Origin of the sequence: Mangrovitalea sediminis (genome assembly GCF_002514725.1) — a bacterium.
Taxonomy (GTDB): Bacteria; Pseudomonadota; Gammaproteobacteria; order Pseudomonadales; family Oleiphilaceae; genus Mangrovitalea; species Mangrovitalea sediminis.
Genome location: NZ_NTLB01000001.1, coordinates 449654 through 473762 on the forward strand (window position 1 = coordinate 449654; position 24109 = coordinate 473762).

At 55.9% G+C, this 24109-nt stretch carries 21 protein-coding genes, 1 tRNA gene and 1 pseudogene; 4 read left to right on the plus strand and 19 right to left on the minus strand.

What is annotated here, in order from left to right; all coding sequences use genetic code 11:
* Position 1: 1 nt before the first annotated feature.
* From rimP to rlmE, 8 genes and pseudogenes are all read right to left on the minus strand, one after another.
* A complete protein-coding gene (gene rimP, locus CLR77_RS02140; RefSeq protein ID WP_097458936.1) occupies positions 2–460 on the minus strand; it encodes a ribosome maturation factor RimP in 459 nt (152 codons plus the stop codon).
* Positions 461–858: 398 nt separating this feature from the next.
* Positions 859–943, minus strand: a tRNA-Leu gene (locus CLR77_RS02145).
* A gap of 160 nt (positions 944–1103) precedes the next feature.
* Positions 1104–1451: pseudogene (gene secG / locus CLR77_RS20250) on the minus strand (preprotein translocase subunit SecG); the annotation flags it as partial.
* A gap of 19 nt (positions 1452–1470) precedes the next feature.
* Positions 1471–2220, minus strand: a complete 750-nt coding sequence (tpiA, locus tag CLR77_RS02155; protein WP_097458938.1) for a triose-phosphate isomerase — start codon at positions 2218–2220, stop codon at positions 1471–1473.
* A 91-nt stretch (positions 2221–2311) separates the two neighbouring features.
* The gene (glmM, locus tag CLR77_RS02160; protein ID WP_097458939.1) at positions 2312–3658 is read right to left on the minus strand and encodes a phosphoglucosamine mutase; all 1347 of its coding nucleotides are present in this window, start codon (positions 3656–3658) and stop codon (positions 2312–2314) included.
* Complete coding sequence (gene folP, locus CLR77_RS02165) at positions 3658–4491, minus strand: dihydropteroate synthase (protein WP_097458940.1); 834 nt, start codon at positions 4489–4491, stop codon at positions 3658–3660. The genes glmM and folP overlap by 1 nt, the downstream gene beginning before the upstream one ends.
* 92 nt (positions 4492–4583) lie before the next feature.
* Entirely contained in the window at positions 4584–6527 is a 1944-nt protein-coding gene (gene ftsH / locus CLR77_RS02170; protein WP_264754670.1) for an ATP-dependent zinc metalloprotease FtsH, read from the minus strand.
* Between the two features lie 90 nt (positions 6528–6617).
* Complete coding sequence (rlmE, locus tag CLR77_RS02175; RefSeq protein ID WP_097458941.1) at positions 6618–7238, minus strand: 23S rRNA (uridine(2552)-2'-O)-methyltransferase RlmE; 621 nt, start codon at positions 7236–7238, stop codon at positions 6618–6620.
* Positions 7239–7403: 165 nt separating this feature from the next.
* On the opposite strand from rlmE, the gene yhbY reads away from it, so the two are divergent.
* The gene (gene yhbY / locus CLR77_RS02180) at positions 7404–7715 is read left to right on the plus strand and encodes a ribosome assembly RNA-binding protein YhbY (RefSeq protein WP_097458942.1); all 312 of its coding nucleotides are present in this window, start codon (positions 7404–7406) and stop codon (positions 7713–7715) included.
* A 71-nt stretch (positions 7716–7786) separates the two neighbouring features.
* On the opposite strand, the gene greA is transcribed toward yhbY, so the two are convergent.
* From greA to grpE, 7 genes are all read right to left on the minus strand, one after another.
* On the minus strand, positions 7787–8263 hold the full coding sequence (gene greA / locus CLR77_RS02185) for a transcription elongation factor GreA (protein ID WP_097458943.1): 477 nt from the start codon (positions 8261–8263) through the stop codon (positions 7787–7789).
* The gene (carB, locus tag CLR77_RS02190) at positions 8260–11484 is read right to left on the minus strand and encodes a carbamoyl-phosphate synthase large subunit (protein ID WP_097458944.1); all 3225 of its coding nucleotides are present in this window, start codon (positions 11482–11484) and stop codon (positions 8260–8262) included. Before carB ends, greA begins: the two co-directional genes overlap by 4 nt.
* A 76-nt stretch (positions 11485–11560) precedes the next feature.
* Entirely contained in the window at positions 11561–12694 is a 1134-nt protein-coding gene (gene carA, locus CLR77_RS02195; RefSeq protein ID WP_097459651.1) for a glutamine-hydrolyzing carbamoyl-phosphate synthase small subunit, read from the minus strand.
* A 223-nt stretch (positions 12695–12917) separates the two neighbouring features.
* Positions 12918–13724 (minus strand): 4-hydroxy-tetrahydrodipicolinate reductase, encoded by an 807-nt coding sequence (gene dapB / locus CLR77_RS02200; RefSeq protein ID WP_097458945.1) that lies wholly within the window; start codon positions 13722–13724, stop codon positions 12918–12920.
* A 56-nt stretch (positions 13725–13780) separates the two neighbouring features.
* Complete coding sequence (gene dnaJ / locus CLR77_RS02205) at positions 13781–14905, minus strand: molecular chaperone DnaJ (protein WP_097458946.1); 1125 nt, start codon at positions 14903–14905, stop codon at positions 13781–13783.
* Between the two features lie 126 nt (positions 14906–15031).
* Entirely contained in the window at positions 15032–16954 is a 1923-nt protein-coding gene (gene dnaK / locus CLR77_RS02210) for a molecular chaperone DnaK (RefSeq protein ID WP_097458947.1), read from the minus strand.
* Positions 16955–17054: 100 nt separating this feature from the next.
* The gene (gene grpE, locus CLR77_RS02215; RefSeq protein WP_097458948.1) at positions 17055–17666 is read right to left on the minus strand and encodes a nucleotide exchange factor GrpE; all 612 of its coding nucleotides are present in this window, start codon (positions 17664–17666) and stop codon (positions 17055–17057) included.
* Between the two features lie 278 nt (positions 17667–17944).
* Here grpE and recN point away from each other — a divergent pair, with 278 nt between their 5' ends.
* Positions 17945–19624, plus strand: a complete 1680-nt coding sequence (gene recN / locus CLR77_RS02220; protein WP_097458949.1) for a DNA repair protein RecN — start codon at positions 17945–17947, stop codon at positions 19622–19624.
* A 376-nt stretch (positions 19625–20000) separates the two neighbouring features.
* On the opposite strand, the gene fur is transcribed toward recN, so the two are convergent.
* Positions 20001–20414: a ferric iron uptake transcriptional regulator gene (gene fur, locus CLR77_RS02225; protein ID WP_097458950.1), complete on the minus strand. Its 414-nt coding sequence runs from the start codon at positions 20412–20414 to the stop codon at positions 20001–20003.
* A 118-nt stretch (positions 20415–20532) separates the two neighbouring features.
* Here fur and CLR77_RS02230 point away from each other — a divergent pair, with 118 nt between their 5' ends.
* Positions 20533–20862: an outer membrane protein assembly factor BamE gene (locus CLR77_RS02230; protein WP_097458951.1), complete on the plus strand. Its 330-nt coding sequence runs from the start codon at positions 20533–20535 to the stop codon at positions 20860–20862.
* 45 nt (positions 20863–20907) lie between these two features.
* Here CLR77_RS02230 and CLR77_RS02235 read toward each other — a convergent pair whose 3' ends face one another.
* From CLR77_RS02235 to CLR77_RS02245, 3 genes are read right to left on the minus strand one after another with little or no spacing between them, the layout of a single operon-like run.
* Positions 20908–21192 (minus strand): RnfH family protein, encoded by a 285-nt coding sequence (locus tag CLR77_RS02235; RefSeq protein ID WP_097459652.1) that lies wholly within the window; start codon positions 21190–21192, stop codon positions 20908–20910.
* 2 nt (positions 21193–21194) lie between these two features.
* The gene (locus tag CLR77_RS02240) at positions 21195–21641 is read right to left on the minus strand and encodes a type II toxin-antitoxin system RatA family toxin (RefSeq protein WP_097458952.1); all 447 of its coding nucleotides are present in this window, start codon (positions 21639–21641) and stop codon (positions 21195–21197) included.
* A gap of 60 nt (positions 21642–21701) precedes the next feature.
* A complete protein-coding gene (locus tag CLR77_RS02245; protein ID WP_097458953.1) occupies positions 21702–23240 on the minus strand; it encodes a sodium-dependent transporter in 1539 nt (512 codons plus the stop codon).
* Between the two features lie 301 nt (positions 23241–23541).
* Here CLR77_RS02245 and smpB point away from each other — a divergent pair, with 301 nt between their 5' ends.
* Complete coding sequence (gene smpB / locus CLR77_RS02250; protein WP_097458954.1) at positions 23542–24021, plus strand: SsrA-binding protein SmpB; 480 nt, start codon at positions 23542–23544, stop codon at positions 24019–24021.
* Positions 24022–24109 lie beyond the last annotated feature (88 nt).

Here is a 24109-nt window from a genome sequence, read left to right on the forward strand (position 1 = left end):
TTCATTCAAACACCGGCACGACATTGGCGCGCTCGATGCTATCGATGGGAAACAAGAACTCGTGATCATCGACGACGATAATCACATCATCTCCTTCAGTGCCTTTCAGGATACCCTGGTATTTACGACGCCCTTCGAACGGCATCCGCAAACGCAGTTGCACCATATGGCCAGCAAATTTCTGATATTGGTCCAATCGAAACAGCGGACGATCCATACCGGGGGAGGAGACTTCCAGGGTATATTCGCTCGGGATGGGATCTTCGACGTCCAATACGCCACTTACCTGACGACTGACCGCCTCGCAGTCCTCGACGACGATACCGTCAGCCTTATCGATAAAAATGCGCAACACCGAATTCTTACCCTGCGAATAGAACTCAATCCCCCAGCATTCATAGCCAAGGCCTTCGATAACAGGGCGCAGCAGATTCTCAAGTTTAAGCAGTCTGGTGGACAAGTTCCCCAGCCTCCCGTAACACCTAAATGATGACTGTAGAGACAGCAATCAACCCAAAACCCACACAGAGTCCTGCATTAACCGCCGAAACAAAAACAAAAAAAGGGCCTTAAACAGCCCTTTTTTAGACGTAAGGGCCCCATACCAAACCAGGCCCTACTTAGCAAAAAACCCCATAAAGGGGCCGTCTGCAAACTTCTCCCGCGGGGCCTGGTCGGTTTATCCGGTCCCCACTTTCGACAAAGCAGCATGCTCACAGCAGCCTTATCGATAGCAGGCCCTCTCCCGACGGGAGAACTACCCCGCTACAGCAACCGACGGAGTATAAAGACGGCCACCACACTGGTCAAGGACTGACCAAAAAAAACGGCTTGGATAAACCAAGCCGCCTGCTTACTTGGTGCCGAAGGCCGGACTTGAACCGGCACGGCTTACGCCACTACCCCCTCAAGATAGCGTGTCTACCAGTTCCACCACTTCGGCTTAACCTTTAATGAAGCTTTGGAAGGCCGGAACCTTCCGCAGGCTTACCTGCATCCTGCTTATCAGAAGCGCTTTGCGACTGAGAAGACGATGCCGGTGTCGCAGCTTTATCAGCTGCTTTAGACGTATCGCCAGAGGACTGCTTTTCGGCGGACGTCTTGGCAGAATCAGCCGACGATGTCGTCGATTGACCCTGCGCTGTTTTCTGAGCTGCAGGAGCGGCAGACTGCTCGGTTTGCTGAACCGAAATCATGGACGCCACTTGCGCATGCTTCTTGGCAAAGATCGCCAAGGAAAAGCTGGTTACAAAGAATACCAAAGCCAGCCCCGTTGTCATACGGGTCAGAAAGCTTCCGCTACCCTGACTACCGAACACGGTCTGAGAGGCGCCGCCACCGAATGCCGCTCCAGCATCCGCCCCCTTGCCGTGCTGAATCAGCACCAGCCCGATGAGCGTCAGCGTTACGACGACATGCACAATCAAAACCAGCGTTTCGAGCAAATCCATCCGGATACTCTCTTAACCTTTATACGGCCCGACAAATCGCGGCGAAGGCCTGGGCATCCAAAGATGCGCCACCCACCAAACCACCATCGACATCTGGCTGAGCAAACAGTTCGCGGGCGTTACTTTCTTTAACGCTACCACCATATATCACCGGAACGTCATCTTCCGGCGCACCGAGCCGCTTCAAAGCCACTCGAATGCCAGCATGAATCTCTTGAGCATCTTCGGGAGAAGCCGTTTTACCGGTACCTATTGCCCAAACAGGCTCATAGGCAACAATGACTTTCCCCCACTGCCCACTACTTACCTCTCGCAACCCGGCAGCCAGCTGCGCGTCCACCACAGCCTGCGCCGAACCACTCTCCCGCTGCGCCAATGATTCTCCGCAGCAGAAAATAACCTTCATCTCTGTCGCCAACACTCGCGCCACTTTGGCAGCAACGACATCGTCGTTTTCGGCGAACAGGGACCTCCTTTCGGAGTGTCCTACCAACGCGTACCGAGCACCGACATCCGCAAGCATTTCTGCCGAGATCTCGCCGGTAAAGGCACCGCTTTCCCACTGCGCAAGATTTTGCGCCCCCACCTCGATGGACGAACCTTTTGCCAAGTCCGACACATCAGCCAGAAGCTGCGCGGGAGGAATGATAACAACCTGCGCTTCTTTATCAAGAGCTGAAAGCGAGGTTTTTAACTGTCCCATCAATTGACGGGCAAAAGCACGATCACCGTGCATTTTCCAATTGGCTGCTACAAGCCGCTGCCGCATCTCATTCCCCCTTATTCAGGGAGGCGAAACTATACCGGAGTTGACGCCACCATACAAGCCAAGCGCAACACCGAATTCATCCACCTCTCGCTCAGGCTGGCGACGCCCCTTTGACGACCTCAGCCAACTCATTCGCGATCTGCCCGACCAGGGCCTCATCCACACCCTCAGCCATGACTCGAATCACAGGTTCGGTTCCCGAGGCCCGCAAGAGCACCCGCCCAGCGCCATTCAGTCGTGACTCCGCATTTTCTACGGCCGCCTGGACCTGCGACAACGTCAGAGGATCAAAACGTTGCGCCACCCTTACGTTAACCATCACTTGCGGCAACTTGTGCATCCCTGCCCGCATCTCCGCCAACCCCTTACCACTTTGCCACAACGCCACCAAGGCCTGCAGGGCAGAGACGATACCATCTCCAGTGGAAGTGCAATCACGACAAACGATATGCCCCGAGCTCTCGCCTCCCAGGAACCACTGATTCTTGAGCAGGCGCTCCATTACGTAACGGTCACCGACAGGCGCCCGCTCAAACGGGATACCAAGCTCTCGATACCCCATTTCAGCCCCATAGTTCGTCATCAGGGTACCAACCACCCCCCCATGAAGACGCCCCACCTCCCGACGTTGCCGCGCGATAATAAACAGCAACTCATCGCCGTCAACCACTGCACCGGTATGATCAACCATCATGACCCGGTCACCGTCCCCATCGAAGGCAATACCAAGATCGGCCTTGGTTTCCAGCACCTTTGCCACAAGGTTATCCAGGTGAGTCGACCCGGAGTTGAGGTTGATATTGAGGCCATCGGGCTCGACACCGATTGCCGTAACCTTGGCACCAAGCTCCTTAAAGACACTCGGCGCGACATGATAGGTCGCGCCATGCGCGCAATCGAGCACGATTTTCAAGCCGTCCAAGGTGAAGGCATTGGGCACAGTGCTCTTACAGAATTCAATATAGCGCCCCGGCGCGTCTTCCAAGCGCACAGCCTTACCCAGTTCGGAAGACTGTACCACTTCCAGGGGACACTCCAGCCATCGCTCAATTTCAGCCTCAAGGGCATCATCCAACTTGGTACCTTCCGCGGAAAAAAACTTGATACCGTTATCGTGATGAGGGTTATGGGAGGCACTGATGACAATACCTGCGGCCGCCCGGAACGTCCTCGTCAAATAAGCTATCGCCGGCGTCGGCATCGGCCCCAGCAACCGGACGTCAACACCTGCGGCAGACAAACCAGCCTCCAGCGCAGACTCGAACATGTAACCGGACAAGCGCGTATCCTTGCCGATGATGACTTTATTGCGCTGCCCCTGCCGCTTAAATGCCTCGCCGACCGCCCAACCCAGCTTCAACATAAATTCCGGCGTGATCGGTGGCTCACCGACGCGCCCCCGAATCCCGTCAGTGCCAAAATACTTTCGTTCCGTCATCACTCGATTTCCCGTAGCGCGCCCCACACCTTGAGCGCATCGATCGTTTCCGCCACATCATGCACCCGGACAATTGCCGCGCCGCGCATCACAGACAGCAGGGCACCCGCAACGCTACCAGCGACGCGCGCGCCCACCTCCCGGCCAGTTATCTGCCCGATCATGGTTTTTCTCGACATGCCGATCAATAAGGGGTAGCCCAGATTGGCCAGAACCGGCAAGTCTCGCATCAGCTGAAGATTGTGCTTCAGGGTTTTACCGAAGCCAAACCCAGGGTCTAGCAATATATTCTCTTTACCAATCCCCGCCTGATATGCCCGCTCTGCCGACCTAGCCAGGAAGTCTAGCACCTCCCTGGTCACATCGCTGTCATAGCGAGGATCCTTCTGCATTGAGTCCGGCTCACCCTGCATATGCATCAGGCAAACCGGCAAGCCCGCAGCATGCGCAGCATCCAAAGCACCCGGACGCCCTAAAGCCCGCACATCATTGATCAAACCGGCGCCGATTTTTCCCGATTCCAACATGACCGCCGGCGTGCTGGTATCCACCGATATCACCACATCGAAACGCTCACGTATGGCCGCAACCATGGGACAGACCCGATCCAACTCCTCCTGCACGCTGACAGCAGCAGCCCCGGGACGGGTCGACTCACCGCCGACATCGATAAAATCAGCACCGGCAGATATCATCTCATCAACATGACGCAATGCCTCATCGCGCCCTAAAAACCGCCCACCGTCAGAAAACGAGTCAGGCGTAATATTCAGAATGCCCATCACTCTGGGCCGGGACAAATCAAGCGTACGTCCGGCAAACGTCATTTCCATACCGCGAGAACCTGAATCAGACTGGTGAAAGACATTCCAATGAAACCATGAAAAACGCCGCCCGAAGGCGGCGTTTCATCTGGGCAATGGCGTCAATGTTCGCCCGCGGGGCGTCCAACCCCATCATCAGGCCGACCACCCTGATCTGTCGACGGCCGCTCTTCGCTATCCGAAGACAATGAAGCACCACCTCCATGCCCCTTGTCGTCCCAACCTTTCGGCGGTCGGGGGTCATTACCGGCCATGATGTCGGTGATTTGGTCGCTGTCGATGGTTTCATACTTCATCAACGCCTCCGCCATCTTGTGCAGCTTATCCATGTGATCGACCAAGAGCTGCTTGGCTCGATCGTAACAATCGTCGATGATCGTACGCACTTCTTCATCAATGCGCTGAGCCGTTTCCGGCGAGTACACGCGAGCACTGTGGCCAGCAGAACGCCCCAGGAAAACTTCCTCGCTTTCTTCGTCGTACATCAGCGGACCCAACTTTTCCGATAGCCCCCACTTGGTGACCATGCTGCGAGCCAATTCGGTCGCCCGCTTGATATCGTTGGACGCTCCCGTTGTCACGCCCTCATGCCCCAGTGTCAGCTCTTCAGCGATACGCCCCCCGAACAAACTGCATATCTGGCTGATCAGGTAGCGCTTACTGTGGCTATACCGATCTTCCTCAGGCAGGAACATGGTTACGCCGAGCGCACGACCACGAGGGATAATACTGACCTTATACACAGGGTCATGCTCCGGCATCAGACGCCCGACAATGGCATGCCCAGCCTCGTGATAGGCGGTATTCCGTTTTTCTTTCTCCGACATCACCATGGACTTCCGCTCGGAGCCCATCATGATTTTATCCTTCGCAAGCTCCAGCTCTTCCATGGAAACCAGTCGCTGATTACGACGCGCCGCAAACAGCGCCGCCTCGTTCACCAGATTGGCCAAATCGGCACCGGAAAATCCTGGCGTGCCACGCGCAATCACACCGGGCTCGACGTTATCGGCCAACGGAACCTTACGCATGTGAACCTTGAGAATCTGCTCACGGCCGATGATATCAGGCAGACCGACCACGACTTGTCGGTCAAAACGACCAGGACGCAACAGCGCCGGATCAAGAACATCGGGACGGTTGGTGGCCGCAATGACGATGACACCTTCGTTGCCTTCGAAACCATCCATTTCCACCAACAACTGGTTCAGCGTCTGCTCACGCTCGTCATGGCCACCGCCAAGACCCGCTCCACGATGACGCCCCACCGCATCGATTTCGTCGATGAAAATGATGCAGGGACTCTGTTTCTTCGCCTGCTCGAACATATCCCGCACTCGAGAAGCGCCGACACCAACGAACATCTCGACAAAATCCGAACCGGAAATCGAGAAAAAGGGTACTTTGGCCTCACCCGCGATAGCTTTCGCCAGCAGCGTTTTACCCGTCCCCGGCGAGCCCACCATGAGCACACCCTTGGGAATACGGCCACCCAGACGCTGGAATTTGCTCGGGTCGCGCAGAAAATCAACGATTTCCTTAACGTCCTCTTTTGCCTCGTCAACACCGGCGACATCGGCAAAGGTCGTTTTAATCTGATCTTCGCTCATCAGGCGGGCCTTACTCTTACCAAAGGCCATAGGGCCCTTGCCCCCACCACCGCCTTGCATTTGCCGCATGAAGAACATAAAAACGGCGATGATCACCAGAATCGGGAAAGAGGCGACCAGCAACTGAGTCCAGATACTTTGCTGCTCCGGCTGCTTACCGACAACTTCGACGTTATGACTCAACAAGTCATCCATCAACTTGTTATCGGCAACGGCGGGACGCACGGTCTGAAAGTGACTGTTGTCGTCACGGACACCGTTAATATCCAGTCCATCAATGGTGACTTTCTTCACCTGGCCGTTCTGGACCATCTGGATGAACTGGGAATAATTGACTTGCTGGCCGGTGGTGGTCGGACTGAAGTTCTGGAACACCATCAGCAGCACGGCGGCTATAATCAGCCAGAGAACCAGATTCTTTGCCATGTCGTTCAAGGTACTCTACCTGTGAGTGAAGTGTCGCGCAGGACACCCTTCGGCAACCTTACACCAATTATACGGTGTGTCGCCAGAGGTGGACCGGCGCTAGGGCCTGAAACCCTTACAGACCTGATACTGCTCGCGGGAACGTGCCCGCGACGCATCCGGCTTGCGACTGCTTACGCTGGAAAAGCTCTCTTTCATCTCGCTTAGCAAGGCATCAAAACCTTCGCCCTGAAAGACCTTCGCTACGAATGCTCCTCCCGGAGCGAGCACCTGACGCGCCATATCGAGAGCCAACTCAACCAGATACATGGCCCGGGGAATGTCGACCGCAGCCATACCACTCATATTGGGGGCCATATCTGAAATTACAATGTCTGCGCGCCGATCCCCAAGCAGGTCGAGCAGTTCATTCAGTACTGCCTCTTCCGTAAAGTCACCCTGGACAAAGGACACACCTGCCAAAGGGTCCATCGGCAATATATCGCTGGCAATCACGACCCCCTTGTCACCAACCAACTGCGAAGCGACCTGCGACCAACCTCCGGGTGCCGCGCCGAGATCCACCACAACCTGCCCTGGCCGAAACAAACGGTCACGCTGGTCGATTTCCAACAGCTTATAGCTCGCACGGGACCGATAACCATCGGCCTGCGAACGCTTGACGTAAGGATCGTCAAAGTGCTCGCGCAACCAGCGACCACTCGATTTGGAACGGGCCAATACCACCTCCGCTCAGTTAATCACCTTCAACGCACGCCAACACTCGGGACAACCCCGGATTCACGGGCCGACGGGCGACTGATAGACTATAAGCTTTAAAGTATACCGCATCGTTCCGGGGAGACCTCGGACGTTTTTTAATCTTCCCGATCAAGAGAATTCATCATGAGTCTGTCCGCGGAACAACGCCGGCAATATCGCGCAATCGCCCACAACCTGAAACCCGTTGTCATGGTGGGCGAGAAAGGGCTTTCCGAGGGTCTGAAACAGGAGTTGGAGCGAGCGCTGGACGACCACGAGCTCATCAAGGTCAAAATAGCCTCCAACGACCGCGAAGAACGCCAGGAAATTGTCGAAGAAATTTGCACGGCAACCGGTGCCGAGCTTGTCCAGAGTATTGGCAAAATCGCGGTCATTCTGCGTCGCGCAGCAAAACCCAACCGCAAGCTGTCAAACCTGATCCGCGCCCTTACCTGACACTACAAGCCTCAAAAACAAAGAAGCCGGCATTTGCCGGCTTCTTTGTTTTTCTTCGACCCGTCACACGGTTACAAGTGCTCGATCCGGTCGATTTCGTACTCGACGATACCCGACGGCACCTTGACCGGCACCACATCTCCCTCAGACTTGCCGATAAGAGCGCGGGCGATAGGTGATGAGACCGAAATCTTACCTGCCTTGATATCCGCCTCGTCATCACCGACGATTTGATAGGTAACCTCTTCGTCCGTATCGAGATTTATCAGGTGTGCGGTCACGCCAAAAATTACTTTCCCCGTGTTTTCAATGCGCGTCACATCGATCACCTGGGCCGCAGACAGCTTGCTCTCGATCTCCTGAATGCGCCCCTCGATAAACCCCTGCTGCTCGCGCGCAGCATGATACTCGGCATTTTCCTTGAGATCACCGTGCTCTCGCGCTTCCGCAATAGCCTCGATGACCCGCGGTCGCTCTACCGATTTCAATTGTTTCAGCTCTTCGCGGAGTTTTGCCTCTCCAGCGGCCGTCATTGGCACTCTATTCATGATGCATCATTTCCCGCATGCAAATCCTGTAAACGACGAACCTTCCGCTCAGGCCCGAACTTGATGGCCCGACAAAACGCCTCTCCACCTGCCAGCGTCGTGGTGTAGGTCACTTTGTGCTGCAACGCAGACTGCCGAATCTGAGCCGAATCAGCAATTGCCTTGCGCCCTTCCGTCGTATTAACGATCAATTGAATTTGCTTGTTTTTGATCGCATCAACAACATGTGGCCGACCTTCACGCACCTTCTTGACGATCTGGACCTCGACACCCGCATCAGCAATCACCTTGGCCGTCCCTGGGGTGGCCACGATGGAGAAGCCGGCATCGCGGAGATCTTTCGCCAACTGTGCCGCGCGATCCTTATCCATCTCACGCACTGAAATAAAGGCCGTGCCCTTCTCCGGTAGCCGCTCACCCGCTGCCAAAGCAGCCTTGGCAAAGGCTTCATCGAAGCTGTCGCCAATGCCCATCACTTCTCCCGTCGACTTCATTTCCGGCCCGAGAATCGGGTCGACACCAGGGAATTTGTTGAACGGGAATACGGATTCCTTAACCGAATAGTAGGTCGGGACAACCTCCTCTGTGAAGCCCTGCTCTTGCAGAGACTTCCCTGCCATGCAACGCGCCGCAATGCGCGCCAGGGGCACCCCCGTCGCCTTGGAGACAAAAGGCACGGTACGCGAAGCCCGGGGATTGACCTCGATAACGTAGATCTCGCCATCCTGCCAGGCCAACTGGACGTTCATCAGTCCAACGACTTCGAGCTCCAAGGCCATGCGCTTGACCATATCGCGCATATCGTCCTGGACCTCAGCGGGCAAGGTGTAGGGTGGCAGCGAACAGGCCGAGTCACCCGAGTGAACACCCGCCTGCTCAATGTGCTGCATAATCCCGCCGATAACGACATTCTTACCGTCGCTAATGGCGTCGATATCGACTTCGATGGCCGCATTCAGGAAGTGATCCAAGAGGACCGGGCTGTCATTGGAGACCAGCACCGCATCGCGCATGTAGCGAATCAGTTCTTCTTCCTCGTAGACGATCTCCATCGCCCGTCCACCCAACACATAGGAGGGACGCACAACCAGCGGGTAACCGATGCCTCGGGCAGCAACGATACCTTCCTCATGACTGCGCACTGTCGCGTTTGGCGGCTGGCGCAACCCGAGACGATTGATCATCTGCTGGAACCGCTCACGATCTTCTGCACGGTCGATCGCATCTGGCGAGGTACCAATAATGGGCACACCCGCCTGCTCCAGGCCTCGCGCCAACTTGAGCGGTGTCTGTCCGCCGTATTGCACGATAACACCCAGCGGCTTTTCAACCTGTATGATTTCGAGCACATCTTCCAGCGTAATCGGCTCGAAGTAGAGACGGTCAGACGTGTCGTAATCGGTTGAAACCGTTTCAGGATTGCAGTTGATCATGATGGTTTCATAACCATCTTCGCGCATGGCCAAGGAGGCATGCACGCAGCAATAGTCGAACTCGATCCCCTGACCGATACGATTGGGACCACCACCGATAACGACCATCTTCTGACGATCCGTAGGGGCAGCCTCACACTCCTCCTCGTAGGTGGAGTACATATAGGCCGTCGACGACGCGAACTCCGCCGCACAGGTATCGACACGTTTAAAGACCGGCCGCACGCCGACATCGTGACGGTGTTTGCGAAAGCTGACCTCCGAGATACCCAGCAAGGCCGCCAGGCGCGTATCGGAAAAACCCTTACGCTTGAGCCGGAAGATGGTATCGCGGTCCAGTTCGCCCTTGGCGGTAGTCTTGAGCGCCTCTTCCTCTCGAACGATATCTTCGATCTGAACCAGATACCAGGGATCAACATGTGTGTGACGGAAGACTTCGTCGACAGTCATACCCATGCGGAAAGCATCGGCAATAAACCAGATACGGTTCGCACCGGGAACATTGAGTTCACGGATCAGGATATCCCGGTCGTCGGCATTCGCCGGATCCAGCCTCGGTTCGAAGCCGGCGGAGCCGACCTCCAATCCCCGCAACGCTTTCTGCAACGATTCCTGGAAGGTGCGGCCAATCGCCATCACCTCACCCACCGATTTCATCTGCGTAGTCAGCCGCGCATCGGCCTGAGGGAACTTCTCGAACGTGAAGCGAGGCACCTTGGTAACGACATAGTCGATGCTGGGCTCGAACGACGCCGGAGTGACACCGCCGGTAATTTCGTTGCGCAACTCGTCAAGGGTATAACCCACGGCCAGCTTGGCCGCGACCTTGGCAATCGGGAAGCCGGTTGCCTTGGATGCCAGGGCAGACGAACGCGACACCCGCGGGTTCATCTCGATCACCACCATGCGGCCTGTCGTCGGGCTTACGCCGAACTGAACATTGGAACCGCCGGTTTCCACACCGATCTCACGCAATACCGCCAGAGAGGCGTCGCGCATGATCTGATATTCCTTGTCGGTCAGAGTCTGCGCTGGCGCAACCGTGATCGAATCACCAGTATGCACACCCATGGCATCGAAGTTTTCGATCGCGCAAACGATGATGCAGTTGTCGTTGCGGTCACGGACAACTTCCATCTCATACTCTTTCCAGCCGATCAGGGATTCGTCGATCAGAAGTTCACTGGTCGGTGACAGATCGAGACCACGGGTACAGATTTCTTCGAACTCTTCCCGGTTATAGGCGATACCGCCACCAGAGCCCCCCATGGTAAAGGACGGGCGAATGATGCAGGGGAAGCCGATATTATCGAGAACCTGATAGGCCTCTTCCATGCTGTGCGCAATCGCAGCCCGCGGCGTTTCCAGACCGATGGCCTTCATCGCCTTGTCAAAACGCTCACGGTCCTCAGCCTTGTCGATGGTATCGGCGTTAGCGCCGATCATTTCAACGCCGTATTTCTCGAGGACACCGTGACGCTCCAGGTCCAGGGCGCAGTTCAGCGCCGTCTGGCCGCCCATGGTCGGCAGCAGGGCGTCGGGGCGTTCACGCTCGATAATTTTCTCGACGGTTTTCCAGGTGATGGGTTCAATATAAGTAGCGTCGGCCATAACCGGATCGGTCATGATAGTGGCGGGGTTCGAGTTCACCAGGACAACCCGGTAGCCCTCTTCCCGAAGCGCCTTACAGGCCTGTGCGCCCGAGTAATCGAACTCACATGCCTGGCCGATGACGATGGGCCCAGCCCCCAGAATCAGAATACTTTTGATGTCGGTACGCTTTGGCATCTCTTCGTTAACCTGTCCTAAGCTCGTGTCTCGCGTGCGGATTCCGGCGACGCCGTCAAACGGCGTCGGGCTGGGGTCATGCGCCTCGATGTTGCTCCATCAAGCGGATGAATTCGTCAAACAAGGGCGCCATATCATGCGGCCCCGGGCTCGCTTCCGGGTGCCCCTGGAAACTGAACGCCGGCACGTCAGAACGCCGAACACCCTGTAGCGAACCGTCAAACAGGGATTTGTGTGTCGGCACCAGACAATCCGGCAGGGACCCTTCGTCGACGGCAAAACCATGGTTCTGGCTGGTGATCATCACCGTACCGTCGGCGATGTTCTGCACCGGGTGATTCGCACCATGATGGCCAAACTTCATTTTTACTGTGCGGGCACCGCTGGCCAGCGCCAGCAACTGGTGACCCAGGCAGATACCGAAAATCGGAATACGCTTAGTCAGCAATGACTCGATCGCACTGATCGCGTAGTCGCATGGTTCCGGGTCGCCAGGGCCGTTCGACAGGAAAATTCCATCGGGCTGCATCGCCAGCACGTCTTCCGCCGAAGTCTGCGCTGGAACCACCGTCAAATCGCAACCGCGATCCGCCAACATGCGCAGGATGTTATGCTTGACGCCGTAATCAAAGGCAACCACCTTGAAACGCGATTGATCAGGGGTGCCATACCCCGTCTCCAATGCCCAACTACCCTGCCGCCACTGGACACTGTTCTCACGGGTGACTTCCTTCGCCAGATCCATGCCTTTCAGGCCGGGGAATGCCTTTGCCAGGGACAGCGCCTGGGCCTCGTCCAACTGGTCACCAGCGATGATAGCCCCGTTCTGGGCGCCCTTTTCACGCAAAATCCGAGTCAGACGACGGGTATCGATATCGGCGATGGCTACAATGTTGTTGTCGCGCAGGTACTGGTCCAGCGATTTCTCGCAGCGCCAGTTACTGGCCATTAGGGGAAGATCGCGAATAACCAGGCCGGCGGCCCAAATGCGATCGGATTCGACATCCTCGGCATTAACGCCGGTATTGCCGATATGGGGATAAGTCAGGGTCACAATCTGGCGCGCATAGGAGGGGTCCGTCAGGATTTCCTGGTATCCGGTCATCGCAGTGTTGAAGACAACTTCACCACTGGTCTGTCCGTCGGCGCCGATAGCCGTTCCCCTGAAAATGCTTCCGTCCGCGAGCGCAAGGATTGCAGGTTTGCTCAAGGCCATGTCCTCTTGTACCGTCGTGGGCTGGGGAGCACGTAGGCAAATTCAGGTCGCAAAAAAGCGAGAGGGAGCTCTTACAACTCCGTCCCGCCCTTTTTTGTCTTAGGAATTGCCGAACACGCAATAAGCAGCAGTTAAACTGCCTTATTGTAAAAAATTTAGGCCGCCAATGTCCACGACAATGCGCACCTAATCTGTAGATTCAGCGCTAAAGAGCCTCTCAGCCCTTCAGTTCCAGCACATCCTGCATGTCATAGAGCCCGGCATCCCGGCCAGCCAGCCATTGCGCAGCTCGCAAAGCACCCCGAGCAAAGGTCATACGGCTGCTCGCCTTGTGCGTAATTTCAACGCGCTCTCCCATAGCGGCAAACATCGCCGTATGCTCCCCCACGATATCACCGGCACGGATTGTCTCGAAACCGATAACCTGCCGAGGACGCTCACCGGTAAATCCTTCGCGACCATAAACTGCACACTCCTTAAGGTCACGACCAAGGGTTTCAGCAATAACCTCTCCCATTCGCAGCGCCGTGCCACTGGGAGCATCTTTCTTATGCCGATGATGGGCTTCGATGATCTCGATATCGACCTCATCACCCAGCACCCGTGCCGCCATTTGAAGCAGTTGCAACAGGAGGTTGACACCCACGCTCATATTCGGGGCAAAAACGATACCAATATCCCGCCCGGCTTCCTGCAAGACAGCCTTCTGGTCATCGGACAAGCCTGTTGTGCCAATCACGATACGCTTCCCGGCAGCACGACAGGTCGCCACGTTCTCGACCGTCAGCGCAGGCTGGGTGAAGTCGATAAGCACGTCGAAATCGGCGATCACATCGTCCAGACTGGGGCTCAACGCCACCCCAATCCGCCCAACGCCGGCGATTTCACCCGCATCGCTACCGATCAATGAACTGTCAGGATGATCGATAGCCGCCGTCAATTGGAGATCGTCGGTCAACGACAACGCCTCAACCAAGGTTTTCCCCATACGGCCGGCTGCGCCGGTGATAGCGATGCGAATCATGGTCTATCCAATCCTTTCCGTCTGCTGCAAACCAAAGCGGCACCCCAGCCTGCCATTTAGAACTTCATGTCTTCAAAGAAGTTTTTCACTCCTTCAAACCACGAACTCTTACGTGGAGCGTGCTGGCTACCGTTACTCTCATCCAGGGTTTTCTGGAACTCATCAAGCAAGTCTTTCTGGCGTTTGGTGAGATTCACCGGCGTCTCGACGACAACGCGACACAGCAAATCCCCGGGACCTCCCCCCCGAACCGGCGCAACACCCTTGCCGCGCAACCGGAACAACTTGCCGGTTTGCGTCTCCGGCGGGATCTTGAGCTTGACCCGGCCATCCAGCGTAGGCACTTCCAGCTCACCGCCCAGAGAGGCATCAATAATACTGATGGGTACTTCACAATAGAGATTGCGACCGTCACGGGCAAAAATTCTGTGTTCCCGCACAGCAACCTGCACATAAAGGTCGCCTGCCGGACCACCACTGACACCCGGCTCGCCCTCGCCCGCAAGGCGAATGCGGTCACCGGTATCGACACCCGGCGGAACCTTAACAGAAAGCGTCTTTTCTTCCTCTACCTGCCCCATGCCATGACAGGCCTTACAGGGCGACCGGATAACCTTGCCCGCACCGCGACAGTGAGGACACGTCTGCTGGACAGAAAAGAACCCCTGCTGCATGCGGATCTGTCCCGCCCCTCGACAGGTACTGCAGGTCTCAGGCTGGGTGCCCTTTTCTGCACCACTGCCACCACAGGTCTCACAGTCGACATGCCCCGGCACACGGATCTTCACCGTGGTACCTCGAACAGCCTCTTCAAGATCCAGTTCGAGGGTATAACGAAGATCAGCACCGCGGGTCGTACGACCGCGCGCAGCCCCACCGAAAATATCGCCAAAGACATCGCCAAAGATATCGGCAAAACTGGCGCCCCCGCCCCCAAAACCGGCACCGGCCTGGCCATCCACACCGGCATGTCCGAACTGGTCGTAGGCTCCGCGCTTCTGCTCATCCGAAAGGACTTCGTAAGCTTCGCTCGCTTCCTTGAATTTTTCCTCGGATTCCTGATCGCCCGGATTTCGGTCCGGGTGATACTTCATCGCCAGCTTACGGTAGGCCCGTTTGATTTCTTTATCGTCCGCCGTTCGGGCGATACCCAGAACCTCGTAATAATCGCGCTTGGCCATGATACTCGTTTATCCGTTTTGTCGTGGACAGCACACCAAAACCCGCTGCCCCGTTTTCAACCGTTATGAATGACAAGACGCGGGAGAATCCTCCCGCGTCTGGACGCTCAACTGCAACGCCTGCAATTAACGCTTATCGTCCTTGACCTCTTCGAACTCCGCATCAACTGCGTCATCCGATTCGCCGCTCGCCTTTTCACCGGAGGCTCCTGCAGCTTGCGCCTGCTCTTCCTGAGCACTGTACATTTTTTGCGCCAACTCAGATGAGGCTTCCGTCAAAACCTTGGTCTTGGCCTCAATGTCATCCTTGTCATCACCCTTCAAGGCTTCTTCCAGATCCTTGATGGCAGCTTCGATCTTCTCTTTCTCTTCAGCCGTCGCCTTATCGCCAGCCTCTTCCAGGGTCTTGCGCACAGCATGCACCATGCTGTCGCCCTGGTTACGCGCTGCGACCAGGTCTTCAAACTTACGATCTTCCTCGGCATTCGCCTCGGCATCACGCACCATCCGCTCGACCTCTTCATCGCTCAGACCTGAGGACGCCTTGATAACGATGGACTGCTCCTTGCCGGTAGCCTTGTCTTTAGCAGACACGTTCAGGATACCGTTGGCATCGATATCGAAGGTCACCTCAATCTGGGGCAGGCCACGCGGTGCCGGCGGAATATCGGACAGATCAAAACGGCCCAGCGATTTGTTCTGGGACGCCTGCTTGCGCTCACCCTGAACCACATGAATAGTGACCGCTGTCTGGTTATCGTCGGCTGTCGAGAAAGTCTGCGATTTCTTGGTCGGAATCGTCGTATTCTTCTCGATCAGCGGCGTCGCAACCCCACCCATGGTTTCAATGCCCAGCGTCAGCGGGGTCACGTCAAGCAGCAAAACATCTTTCACATCACCAGAAAGCACGGCTGCCTGAATCGCAGCACCGATCGCAACGGCCTCATCCGGGTTCACATCCTTACGCGGTTCCTTGCCGAAGAAATCTTTTACCTTCTGCTGAACCAGCGGCATGCGGGTTTGGCCGCCCACCAGGATCACTTCGTCGATACCGCCCGACTTCAGGCCCGCATCCTGCAACGCAATACGGCATGGTTCCAGACTGCGCTCAACCAGATCCTCTACCAGCGACTCCAGCTTGGCCCGCGTCACCTTGACGTTAAGGTGCTTGGGTCCTGTCTGGTCGGCAGTGATATAAGGCAGATTGACGTCGGTCTGCTGCGCTGAAGACAGCTCGATTTTCGCTTTCTCAGCAGCTTCTTTCAGACGCTGCATGGCCAGAGAATCGCCGGTCAGGTCGATGCCGGAATCTTTCTTGAACTGCTCAGCCAGGTAGTTGATCAACTTCAGGTCGAAGTCTTCACCGCCCAGGAAGGTGTCACCGTTGGTCGCAAGCACTTCAAACTGATGCTCACCATCAACGTCTGCGATCTCGATAATCGAAATATCGAAAGTACCGCCACCCAGGTCGTAAACCGCGATAGTGCGGTCGCCACCCTTCTTGTCCAGACCATAAGCCAGCGCCGCAGCGGTCGGCTCGTTAATGATCCGCTTAACATCCAGCCCGGCAATTTTACCTGCGTCCTTGGTCGCTTGACGCTGGCTATCGTTGAAGTAAGCCGGAACCGTAATAACCGCTTCGGTCACCGCCTCACCCAGATAGTCTTCAGCGGTTTTCTTCATCTTTTTCAACACTTCCGCGGAAATCTGCGGAGGCGCCATCTTCTTGCCTTTTACCTCAACCCAGGCGTCACCATTATCGGCCTTGGCGATCTTGTAAGGCACCATCTTGATATCTTTCTGTACGACGTCGTCCTGAAAACGGCGACCGATCAAGCGCTTGATGGCATACAGCGTGTTGTGCGGGTTAGTCACCGCTTGACGCTTGGCCGACTGGCCAACCAGCGTCTCGCCTTCATCGGTATAGGCGATGATCGACGGCGTCGTGCGATCGCCCTCGGCATTCTCGATTACTTTGACCTTGTCGCCATCCATAATAGCGACGCAGGAGTTTGTCGTACCCAGGTCAATACCAATTATCTTGCTCATCGAATAGCTCCAATCCTGAATCCTGTTGAGGACTTAAACCTGAAATCTTGGGCAGATTACGCACCATTTAGAGCCCTATATTGGCTCCCATTTCGAGTTTTCAAGCCTGCTGATTGACATTCCCTGCAGAGTCAGGCTTCGAAACAACGACCATAGCCGGTCTTACCAACCGGTCATTGAGCAAATAGCCTTTCTGCATAACAGCCACAACGGTATTGGGTTCGGCATCCGGCGCCGCCACCATCGACATCGCTTCGTGCACTTGCGGATCGAAGGGCTCGCCCAGCGGGTTGACCTGCTCCACATTGAACTTACGCAAACTGGCAACGAACATCTTGAGCGTCATCTCGACACCCTCACGAATCGTCGTCAGCAGCTCTTCACCCTCGCTGGCGCCAGTGCTCTCAACCGCCTTTTCCAGGCTATCGACGACAGGCACCAGCTCACGAACAAACTTTTCAAGCGCAAACTTATGCGCCTTCTCCACATCCAACTCAGCGCGGCGACGCACATTCTGCATTTCCGCCTGGGCCCGCAACGCCTGCTCTTTCAGGTTATCCACCTGAGCCTTCAGCGCAGCCACCTCGCTGTCGGCGGGTTCGACGGCATCACCCTGCCCCGCTTCCGCCTGCACTTGCTCGGCATCAGAGGCGAGATCCTCTCTCGGCTCATCTGCCATCGAATTCTCGTTACGAGTCTCCTCTGCGCTCATCGGCACTCTCCTGCAACTTATTTGCACACTACGTTCGTTGAGTCACGCCAGGGCCATGGAGGCCTGGAAGTCTTTGCCGCTATATGGGGTCACCACACCGGCTTTCAACCGCTTTCCGTCACCGTTTTCGATATCCCTCTTGCAAATCAACAAACATCACTGTACAAATAATCATATACTGTACGCATGAACAGCTGTTTATATGACCAGCTCACGTACACAGATCCAGACAATGACTTACTTCAGCACTTATCGGAACAGGAACACGGAGATCGAGCATGCTGACGCAACTGACGGTATCCAACTATGCTATCGCCGATCGCCTGGAGCTTCAGTTTGACAAGGGTATGACGGCATTGACCGGCGAAACCGGCGCAGGGAAATCGATTGTGCTTGGTGCTTTGTCCCTCAGTCTTGGTGACCGAGCCGATGCAGCAGTTGTACGAGAAGGCGCAAAACGCGCCGACATTACGGCAGTGTTCGATATCCGCGACAATGAGGCCGCCAGCACCTGGCTGCAGAAACACGACCTCGACGCCGACAATGACTGCATCCTCAGACGCGTCATCAGCCGCGACGGTCGCTCCCGCGCCTACATCAATGGCCAACCCTGCCCGTTACAGGACCTGCGCCAACTCGGTTCGCTGTTGATGGATATTCACAGTCAACATCAACACCAGTCGCTCCTACAGCGGGACAACCATCGACGCTTGCTTGATGAATTTGCCGGCGCAGAAACCCTCGCCGAAGAAACCCTGACGACCTACAAACAATGGAAGCAACTTCAGGAACGTCTCGATACAGCCCGCAATTGCCAGGAAGAGTCGAATGCGCGACTTCAGTTGCTTCGCTATCAGGTCGAAGAGCTGGAGCGCCTTGACCTTCAGCCAAGCGAATTATCCGAACTGGAAAACGAACAACAGCAACTCAGCAACGCAGAACAAATCCTTAAGCAATCACACCTCGCCGCGCAGTTTTGTGCCGAGGACGACTCCAGCGCCGCCTACCTTGTGCGTCAGGCCATACAACAACTGGAGCAACTGCCCGTCGAGGTGATCGCCCTGACGGATACATTGCAGATGCTCAACGAAGCTCACATTCAACTGAATGAGGCCGGCAATAACCTGCGGCACTTTATCGATGGCTACGAACTCGACCCCGAACGACTCTCGGTTGTCGAGGAGCGCCTAAGCGCCATCTATCAGCTAGCCCGCAAGCATCGTATTCAACCCGAGGAACTCCCAGCACTTCGAGAGACTCTACACCGGGAATTGTCCGAACTTGATGGCGGAGCAGACAGCCAGGAGCAGCTGGAAATAGAACTGTCTAACCGGCTGGAGCATTATCAAACGATCGCACGGCAGCTTAGCGAACAACGCCAGCAGGCGGCCGCAGAACTCGACATGCGTGTTGCAGAAGAGTTACATCGCCTCAATATGGCAAACGCGCAATTCGTAACCAGGCTCACTAAGCACAGCGACGGAACACCGCATCCACACGGAAATGAGGACATCGAGTTCCTGGTTAGCGCAAACGCCGGACAACCCGCTCGATCCCTGGCGAAGGTGGCTTCTGGCGGAGAACTGTCCCGCATCAGTCTCGCCATCCAAGTAGTCGTTGCACAAACATCCACCATCCCCTCATTGGTCTTCGATGAAGTCGATGTCGGCATTGGTGGCGGCACAGCGGAAGTGGTGGGCCGACTGCTAAGAATCCTCGGCGAAAGCGGTCAGGTGCTTTGTGTCACGCACCTGCCCCAGGTCGCGGCGCAAGCTCACCAACACCTCTTTGTAAGCAAGTTCAGCGAAAACGACGCAACATTTTCCCGTGTCGAAAAACTGGACGACCAACGACGGGTACAAGAGGTGGCACGCATGCTCGGCGGGGTCGACGTGACCGATCAGTCGCTAGCCCATGCTCGGGAGATGTATGGCAAAGGGCAGGCCACCCATCACTGATGGCCGACCGAAACAAACTGCGCCACATCAGGAGGTAAGTAGCACCCGGGCGACCAATGGCTAATTGTTATCAAACGCCAGCAAGTTAAGGTATGTATCTGGTGCATGTTTTCCGGGTTGCACCAGAACCATTGAGATTCTTCTCACCATACTGCCTTTGGCAGTACTCCTTCTCTCACCCCTGAGAGCCTACTCACGGCGAGCCTATATAGCTCGCCGTTTTTTTATTTTCCATACAAACTAAACACACAGACCCAGAGCAAAGTTTCCTTTGACTGAAGGCCGAAAGGAGCGAAGGGATTTACAAGAACGAGAAAGGCGCAGGCAAAAACACCTTAGACAACGAGGTCACACCGACTTTGCCTGCAGAGCAACGTTATTTCGTTTTCTTTGGCTTAACATAAAGAATCAAACTGTGATCCACAATGTCGAAGCCATGCTCTTCAGCGATCTTGCGCTGGCGCTCCTCGATCACCGAATCGAAAAACTCGACGACTTTGCCGGTTTGCGTACATACCATATGATCATGGTGGTCATCCGTCGCCATTTCAAAAACGGCGTGACCGCCTTCGAAGTTATGCCTTAACACCAAGCCTGCCGCCTCAAATTGCGTCAGCACCCGGTAAACCGTCGCCAGCCCTACATCATCCCCAGCGTCCAGCAAGCGCTTGTAGACATCCTCTGCACTCAGATGATGTTGGTCGGCGCGCTCCAGGATATTCAAAATCTTGACCCGGGGCAGCGTAACCTTAAGCCCGGCCTTGCGTAATTCAGAGTTTTCCGATGACATGCCCTATGTTCGCTCTTGGGGGAACACCTGTGGTTCCGGTATGATGACGGCCTCACCGTCGGCTCATGACTGCGCTCGCCGCTTGGCGCGGAGTCAAGATAGAGGATTTCAAATCCCGATGCAAAAACTCGCCTGTTGCTTGCTGTATGTTCTGTTGCTGTCTGGCTGTATGTTTCCCGGCGTTTATAAGATCAACGTCCAGCAAGGCAATATCGTCGATAAGGCAGAGCTCGCCAAACTGAAGCCCGGCATGACCCACCGCGAAGTTCACTTCGTACTGGGCACACCGCTGGTCATGGACCCACTGGACAAAAGCCGTGAATACTATATCTACACCTTCCAGAAACACGGCGGGGACATCCGCAAACAACAAATCGTAGTCTACTACGATAAGAATCGTTATACGCGCTACGAGGCCCACCTTCTCGCCAGGACGCCGGCCTACTGATCCGGCACGTGGCCCACCTTAAGCGGGCTACCCTCCGACAAGGCCTTACCGACCCAGTCCTTTGCGAGCCCGCCGCGCGCGGGCTTCTTTGGGGTCGATAATCAGGGGCCGGTATATTTCAACCCTATCCCCCGCCCTGAGACGATAGGCCTGGGGATCTTTGAGAACATGGCTAAAAATTCCGATAGAGGCGCTCGCCAATTCGATCTCTGGGAAACGTTGCAGCACGCCAGAGCGCTCAATAGCCTCGGTGGGCGTAGCCCCCTCCGGCACAGCAACCCGCAGCAGAAACTGCTGATCGGGGCGGGCGTAGGCAACTTCGACGTCGATTGTCACAGGAGAGACGCTCCGTAAACGTCATTGGCACGTTTACAGAATGCATCCACCAGCGTATTCGCCGCCTGATTGAAAACCGTCCCGAACGCCATACGAGCCAACGTGCCCGTAAACTCGAATTCCAGCGTCAACTGAACCTTACAAGCCCGTTCATCCAAGGAATGGAAGCGCCAGCATCCTTTGAGCCTGGTGAAGGGACCATCGACGAGCACCATCTGAATTTCACTCGGCGCAACCAATTGATTCCGTGTAGTAAACCGCTGACGCATGCCGCCTTTCGCCACTTCCAGCGAAGCGGTAATTTCCTGCTCATTGGTATGGTGCACCTCGGCACTGGCACACCAGGGTAGAAACTGGGGATAGGCCACCACGTCGTTCACCAGACCGAACATGCGTTCGGCGGAATGCCAGACCAGAGCGCTCCGCTCGATTTTATTCACCATGCTTATCCACTACCTCGTTCGATGCCGGGCAACCCCGTCGAATCGCTTGCTGCTCAGACTTCATGAATACGTCTCCACGCCCCCATATGGTTCGGGCACCACAGGCAGCGGAGTCTTTGAACCGAGTCCCAAGCGGGCCCCTCCTCTCAACTCCGGAGCAGGACTACTGCCTGGCACCACGTTCCCACCCGCCGCAGGACACCAATCCGGAGCTCGGGTCTGGACACACAGCGTCGACATAAAACCATGCACAGACCACAAGCAAACCAGGACAATGGCCAAAGGAGACAGATAGCGTAACGACCAACGGACAGCAATATACAGCGGGCGCCATCGAAGCCCCATGGCCTCACGCATATAGCCCGATGACGCGACTCGTCCGGCAAACAGCGTTATCAGAAACCCCGTCAACGGCAATAGCAGACTTGCCGTAATGAAGTTTATCCATTCGAAAAAGTTCGCCCCGAGAAAGTCCGATTGGCTCCATATGTTAAAGGAAAACACCGTCCCCAGTCCCACCAGCCAAGCAGCGACACCCACCCCAACAACGGCCCACTGACGCGCCATTCCCAAACGCTCCTGGCACCACGCAACCGCAGGCTCCATAACCGAAATCGCGGAACTCCAGGCTGCCAGAGAAACCACCAGGAAAAACATACTGCCGATAAACTGCCCCCCGGGCAGCCCGCCAAAGGCTTCCGGAACCGATTGGAAGAGCAACCCAAATCCAGCACTCGGTGCCAGATTCTGTGAGAATACTGCGGAGAACACCACCAAGCCTGCCGCCAGTGCCACCAGGGTGTCTGCCAGCGCAATCACCACTGCCGATCCCACCACAGAACTACGCGGCGGCATATAGGCACCGTACGCCATCATGACCGCCATCCCCAGACTCAATGTGAAAAAAGCATGGCCCAGCGCGTCGAACAGCGTTTGCCAGCGCAGGTGTCCGCTGTTCATGGAGAAGAGGAACGCCACCGCTTGGTTAAAGTCGGCATGGCGCCAAACATACAGAAGCAGTATCGCCAGCAAAACGAACAGCGCCGGCATGATAACCCGCAACGCACGCTCCAGCCCCCGGTTTACGCCGCGCAAGGAGACGACGATAACCAACGCTATAAACAGCGTATGCCAGCCCACCATATCCTCCGGGCTGGCCGTCAGGCGCCCCAGTTCCGCCAAAACAACGGCATGCCCTGCATTTACGAAATCGCCGAAAGCTGAAAAGAAAACATAGGCAAGCCCGAAACCGCCTACCACGGCATAGAAGGACAGCACCAGGAATCCGGCCAATATGCCCAAGCGCCCGGCCCATACCCATGCCTTGGCGGCATGAACCTCAGCACGCCAGAATTCAATCGCCGCAACAGGGTTGCGCCGGGCACGGCGCCCCAGTGCCACTTCCGCCATCAATAGAGGAATACCCATCAGCACAAGGCACAGGAGGTAAATCAGAATAAAGTAGGTGCCGCCATCAGCACCTGCCATGGAGGGGAATTTCCAGATATTGCCCAGCCCCACCGTCGAACCGGTGGCGGCCAGTACGAAGGTCCAGCGCCCTGTCCAACCGGTCACTGGTTTATCGTATCGCTTCACCATGTGGTCCCTGCCATCGAGCCCGAAAGAGGGGCGTCCTAAGGTTAACGGATACGATAGTGGCGTCCGCTGCAACTACCGCCGGCTAGCGGTCAGGAACGCCGGCCAGTTCATACCTATCGGGAAAGGATCTCGTATTGTAACGGAAAGCCATTCCCGGCTTCATCATTGCTTATAGCCAACATCCGTGCTGGATGCCGTTAATTACGCTACAATCCCGAACGTTTATCGTGTCGCTGCGACGCAAAACCTCTGTCGCAGCATACGCTTGGATTACCTCCTTATACCTCAGCAAAGACGACTCATGAGCAAAAGCAAATCCGGCAACAGTTCCGGTACCATCGCGGTCAACCGCAGAGCCCGCCATGAATATCATATCCACGATAAGATCGAGGCCGGCCTGGTACTGACGGGTTGGGAGGTCAAGTCCCTTCGCGCCGGGAAATGCCAGCTGACCGACGCCTATATCCTGTTCAAGGATGGCGAAGCCTGGCTGCTGGGCTGTCATATCACCCCTCTGCAGACAGCCTCGACCCACGTCATTGCGGATCCGACCCGTACCCGTAAGCTCCTGCTTCACGCCAAGGAGATTGGGCGACTGATCGGCAAGGTCAACCAGTCGGGCTTTACCTGCGTTCCGCTTTCGATCTACTGGAAGGGCAACAAGGTCAAGTGCGAGATCGCCCTGGTTAAAGGGAAAAAGGAGTTCGACAAGCGCGCCACTGAGAAAGAACGCGACTGGCAGCGCCAGAAGCAGCGGGTGGTCAGGGAATTTGCCAGTTGAGGAGCCACCTGATACCTCGCTGGCAGGTCCTGTAAAGGGCCCTTAACAGTACACGAACGTTTCCGACAACAGGGTAGATAACAACGCT

What these genes read in the sequence shown, in the direction of transcription:
- recN (WP_097458949.1), top strand. Translation starts at nt 17,945, where the DNA reads ATGCTGACGCAACTGACGGTATCCAACTATGCTATCGCCGATCGCCTG.
- smpB (WP_097458954.1), top strand. Translation starts at nt 23,542, where the DNA reads ATGAGCAAAAGCAAATCCGGCAACAGTTCCGGTACCATCGCGGTCAAC.
- dnaJ (WP_097458946.1), bottom strand. Translation starts at nt 14,905, where the DNA reads ATGGCCAAGCGCGATTATTACGAGGTTCTGGGTATCGCCCGAACGGCG.
- glmM (WP_097458939.1), bottom strand. Translation starts at nt 3,658, where the DNA reads ATGACGGAACGAAAGTATTTTGGCACTGACGGGATTCGGGGGCGCGTC.
- tpiA (WP_097458938.1), bottom strand. Translation starts at nt 2,220, where the DNA reads ATGCGGCAGCGGCTTGTAGCAGCCAATTGGAAAATGCACGGTGATCGT.
- grpE (WP_097458948.1), bottom strand. Translation starts at nt 17,666, where the DNA reads ATGAGCGCAGAGGAGACTCGTAACGAGAATTCGATGGCAGATGAGCCG.
- CLR77_RS02230 (WP_097458951.1), top strand. Translation starts at nt 20,533, where the DNA reads ATGCAAAAACTCGCCTGTTGCTTGCTGTATGTTCTGTTGCTGTCTGGC.
- carB (WP_097458944.1), bottom strand. Translation starts at nt 11,484, where the DNA reads ATGCCAAAGCGTACCGACATCAAAAGTATTCTGATTCTGGGGGCTGGG.
- folP (WP_097458940.1), bottom strand. Translation starts at nt 4,491, where the DNA reads ATGGAAATGACGTTTGCCGGACGTACGCTTGATTTGTCCCGGCCCAGA.
- greA (WP_097458943.1), bottom strand. Translation starts at nt 8,263, where the DNA reads ATGAATAGAGTGCCAATGACGGCCGCTGGAGAGGCAAAACTCCGCGAA.
- yhbY (WP_097458942.1), top strand. Translation starts at nt 7,404, where the DNA reads ATGAGTCTGTCCGCGGAACAACGCCGGCAATATCGCGCAATCGCCCAC.
- CLR77_RS02245 (WP_097458953.1), bottom strand. Translation starts at nt 23,240, where the DNA reads ATGGTGAAGCGATACGATAAACCAGTGACCGGTTGGACAGGGCGCTGG.
- dnaK (WP_097458947.1), bottom strand. Translation starts at nt 16,954, where the DNA reads ATGAGCAAGATAATTGGTATTGACCTGGGTACGACAAACTCCTGCGTC.
- CLR77_RS02240 (WP_097458952.1), bottom strand. Translation starts at nt 21,641, where the DNA reads ATGGTGAATAAAATCGAGCGGAGCGCTCTGGTCTGGCATTCCGCCGAA.
- dapB (WP_097458945.1), bottom strand. Translation starts at nt 13,724, where the DNA reads ATGATTCGCATCGCTATCACCGGCGCAGCCGGCCGTATGGGGAAAACC.
- fur (WP_097458950.1), bottom strand. Translation starts at nt 20,414, where the DNA reads ATGTCATCGGAAAACTCTGAATTACGCAAGGCCGGGCTTAAGGTTACG.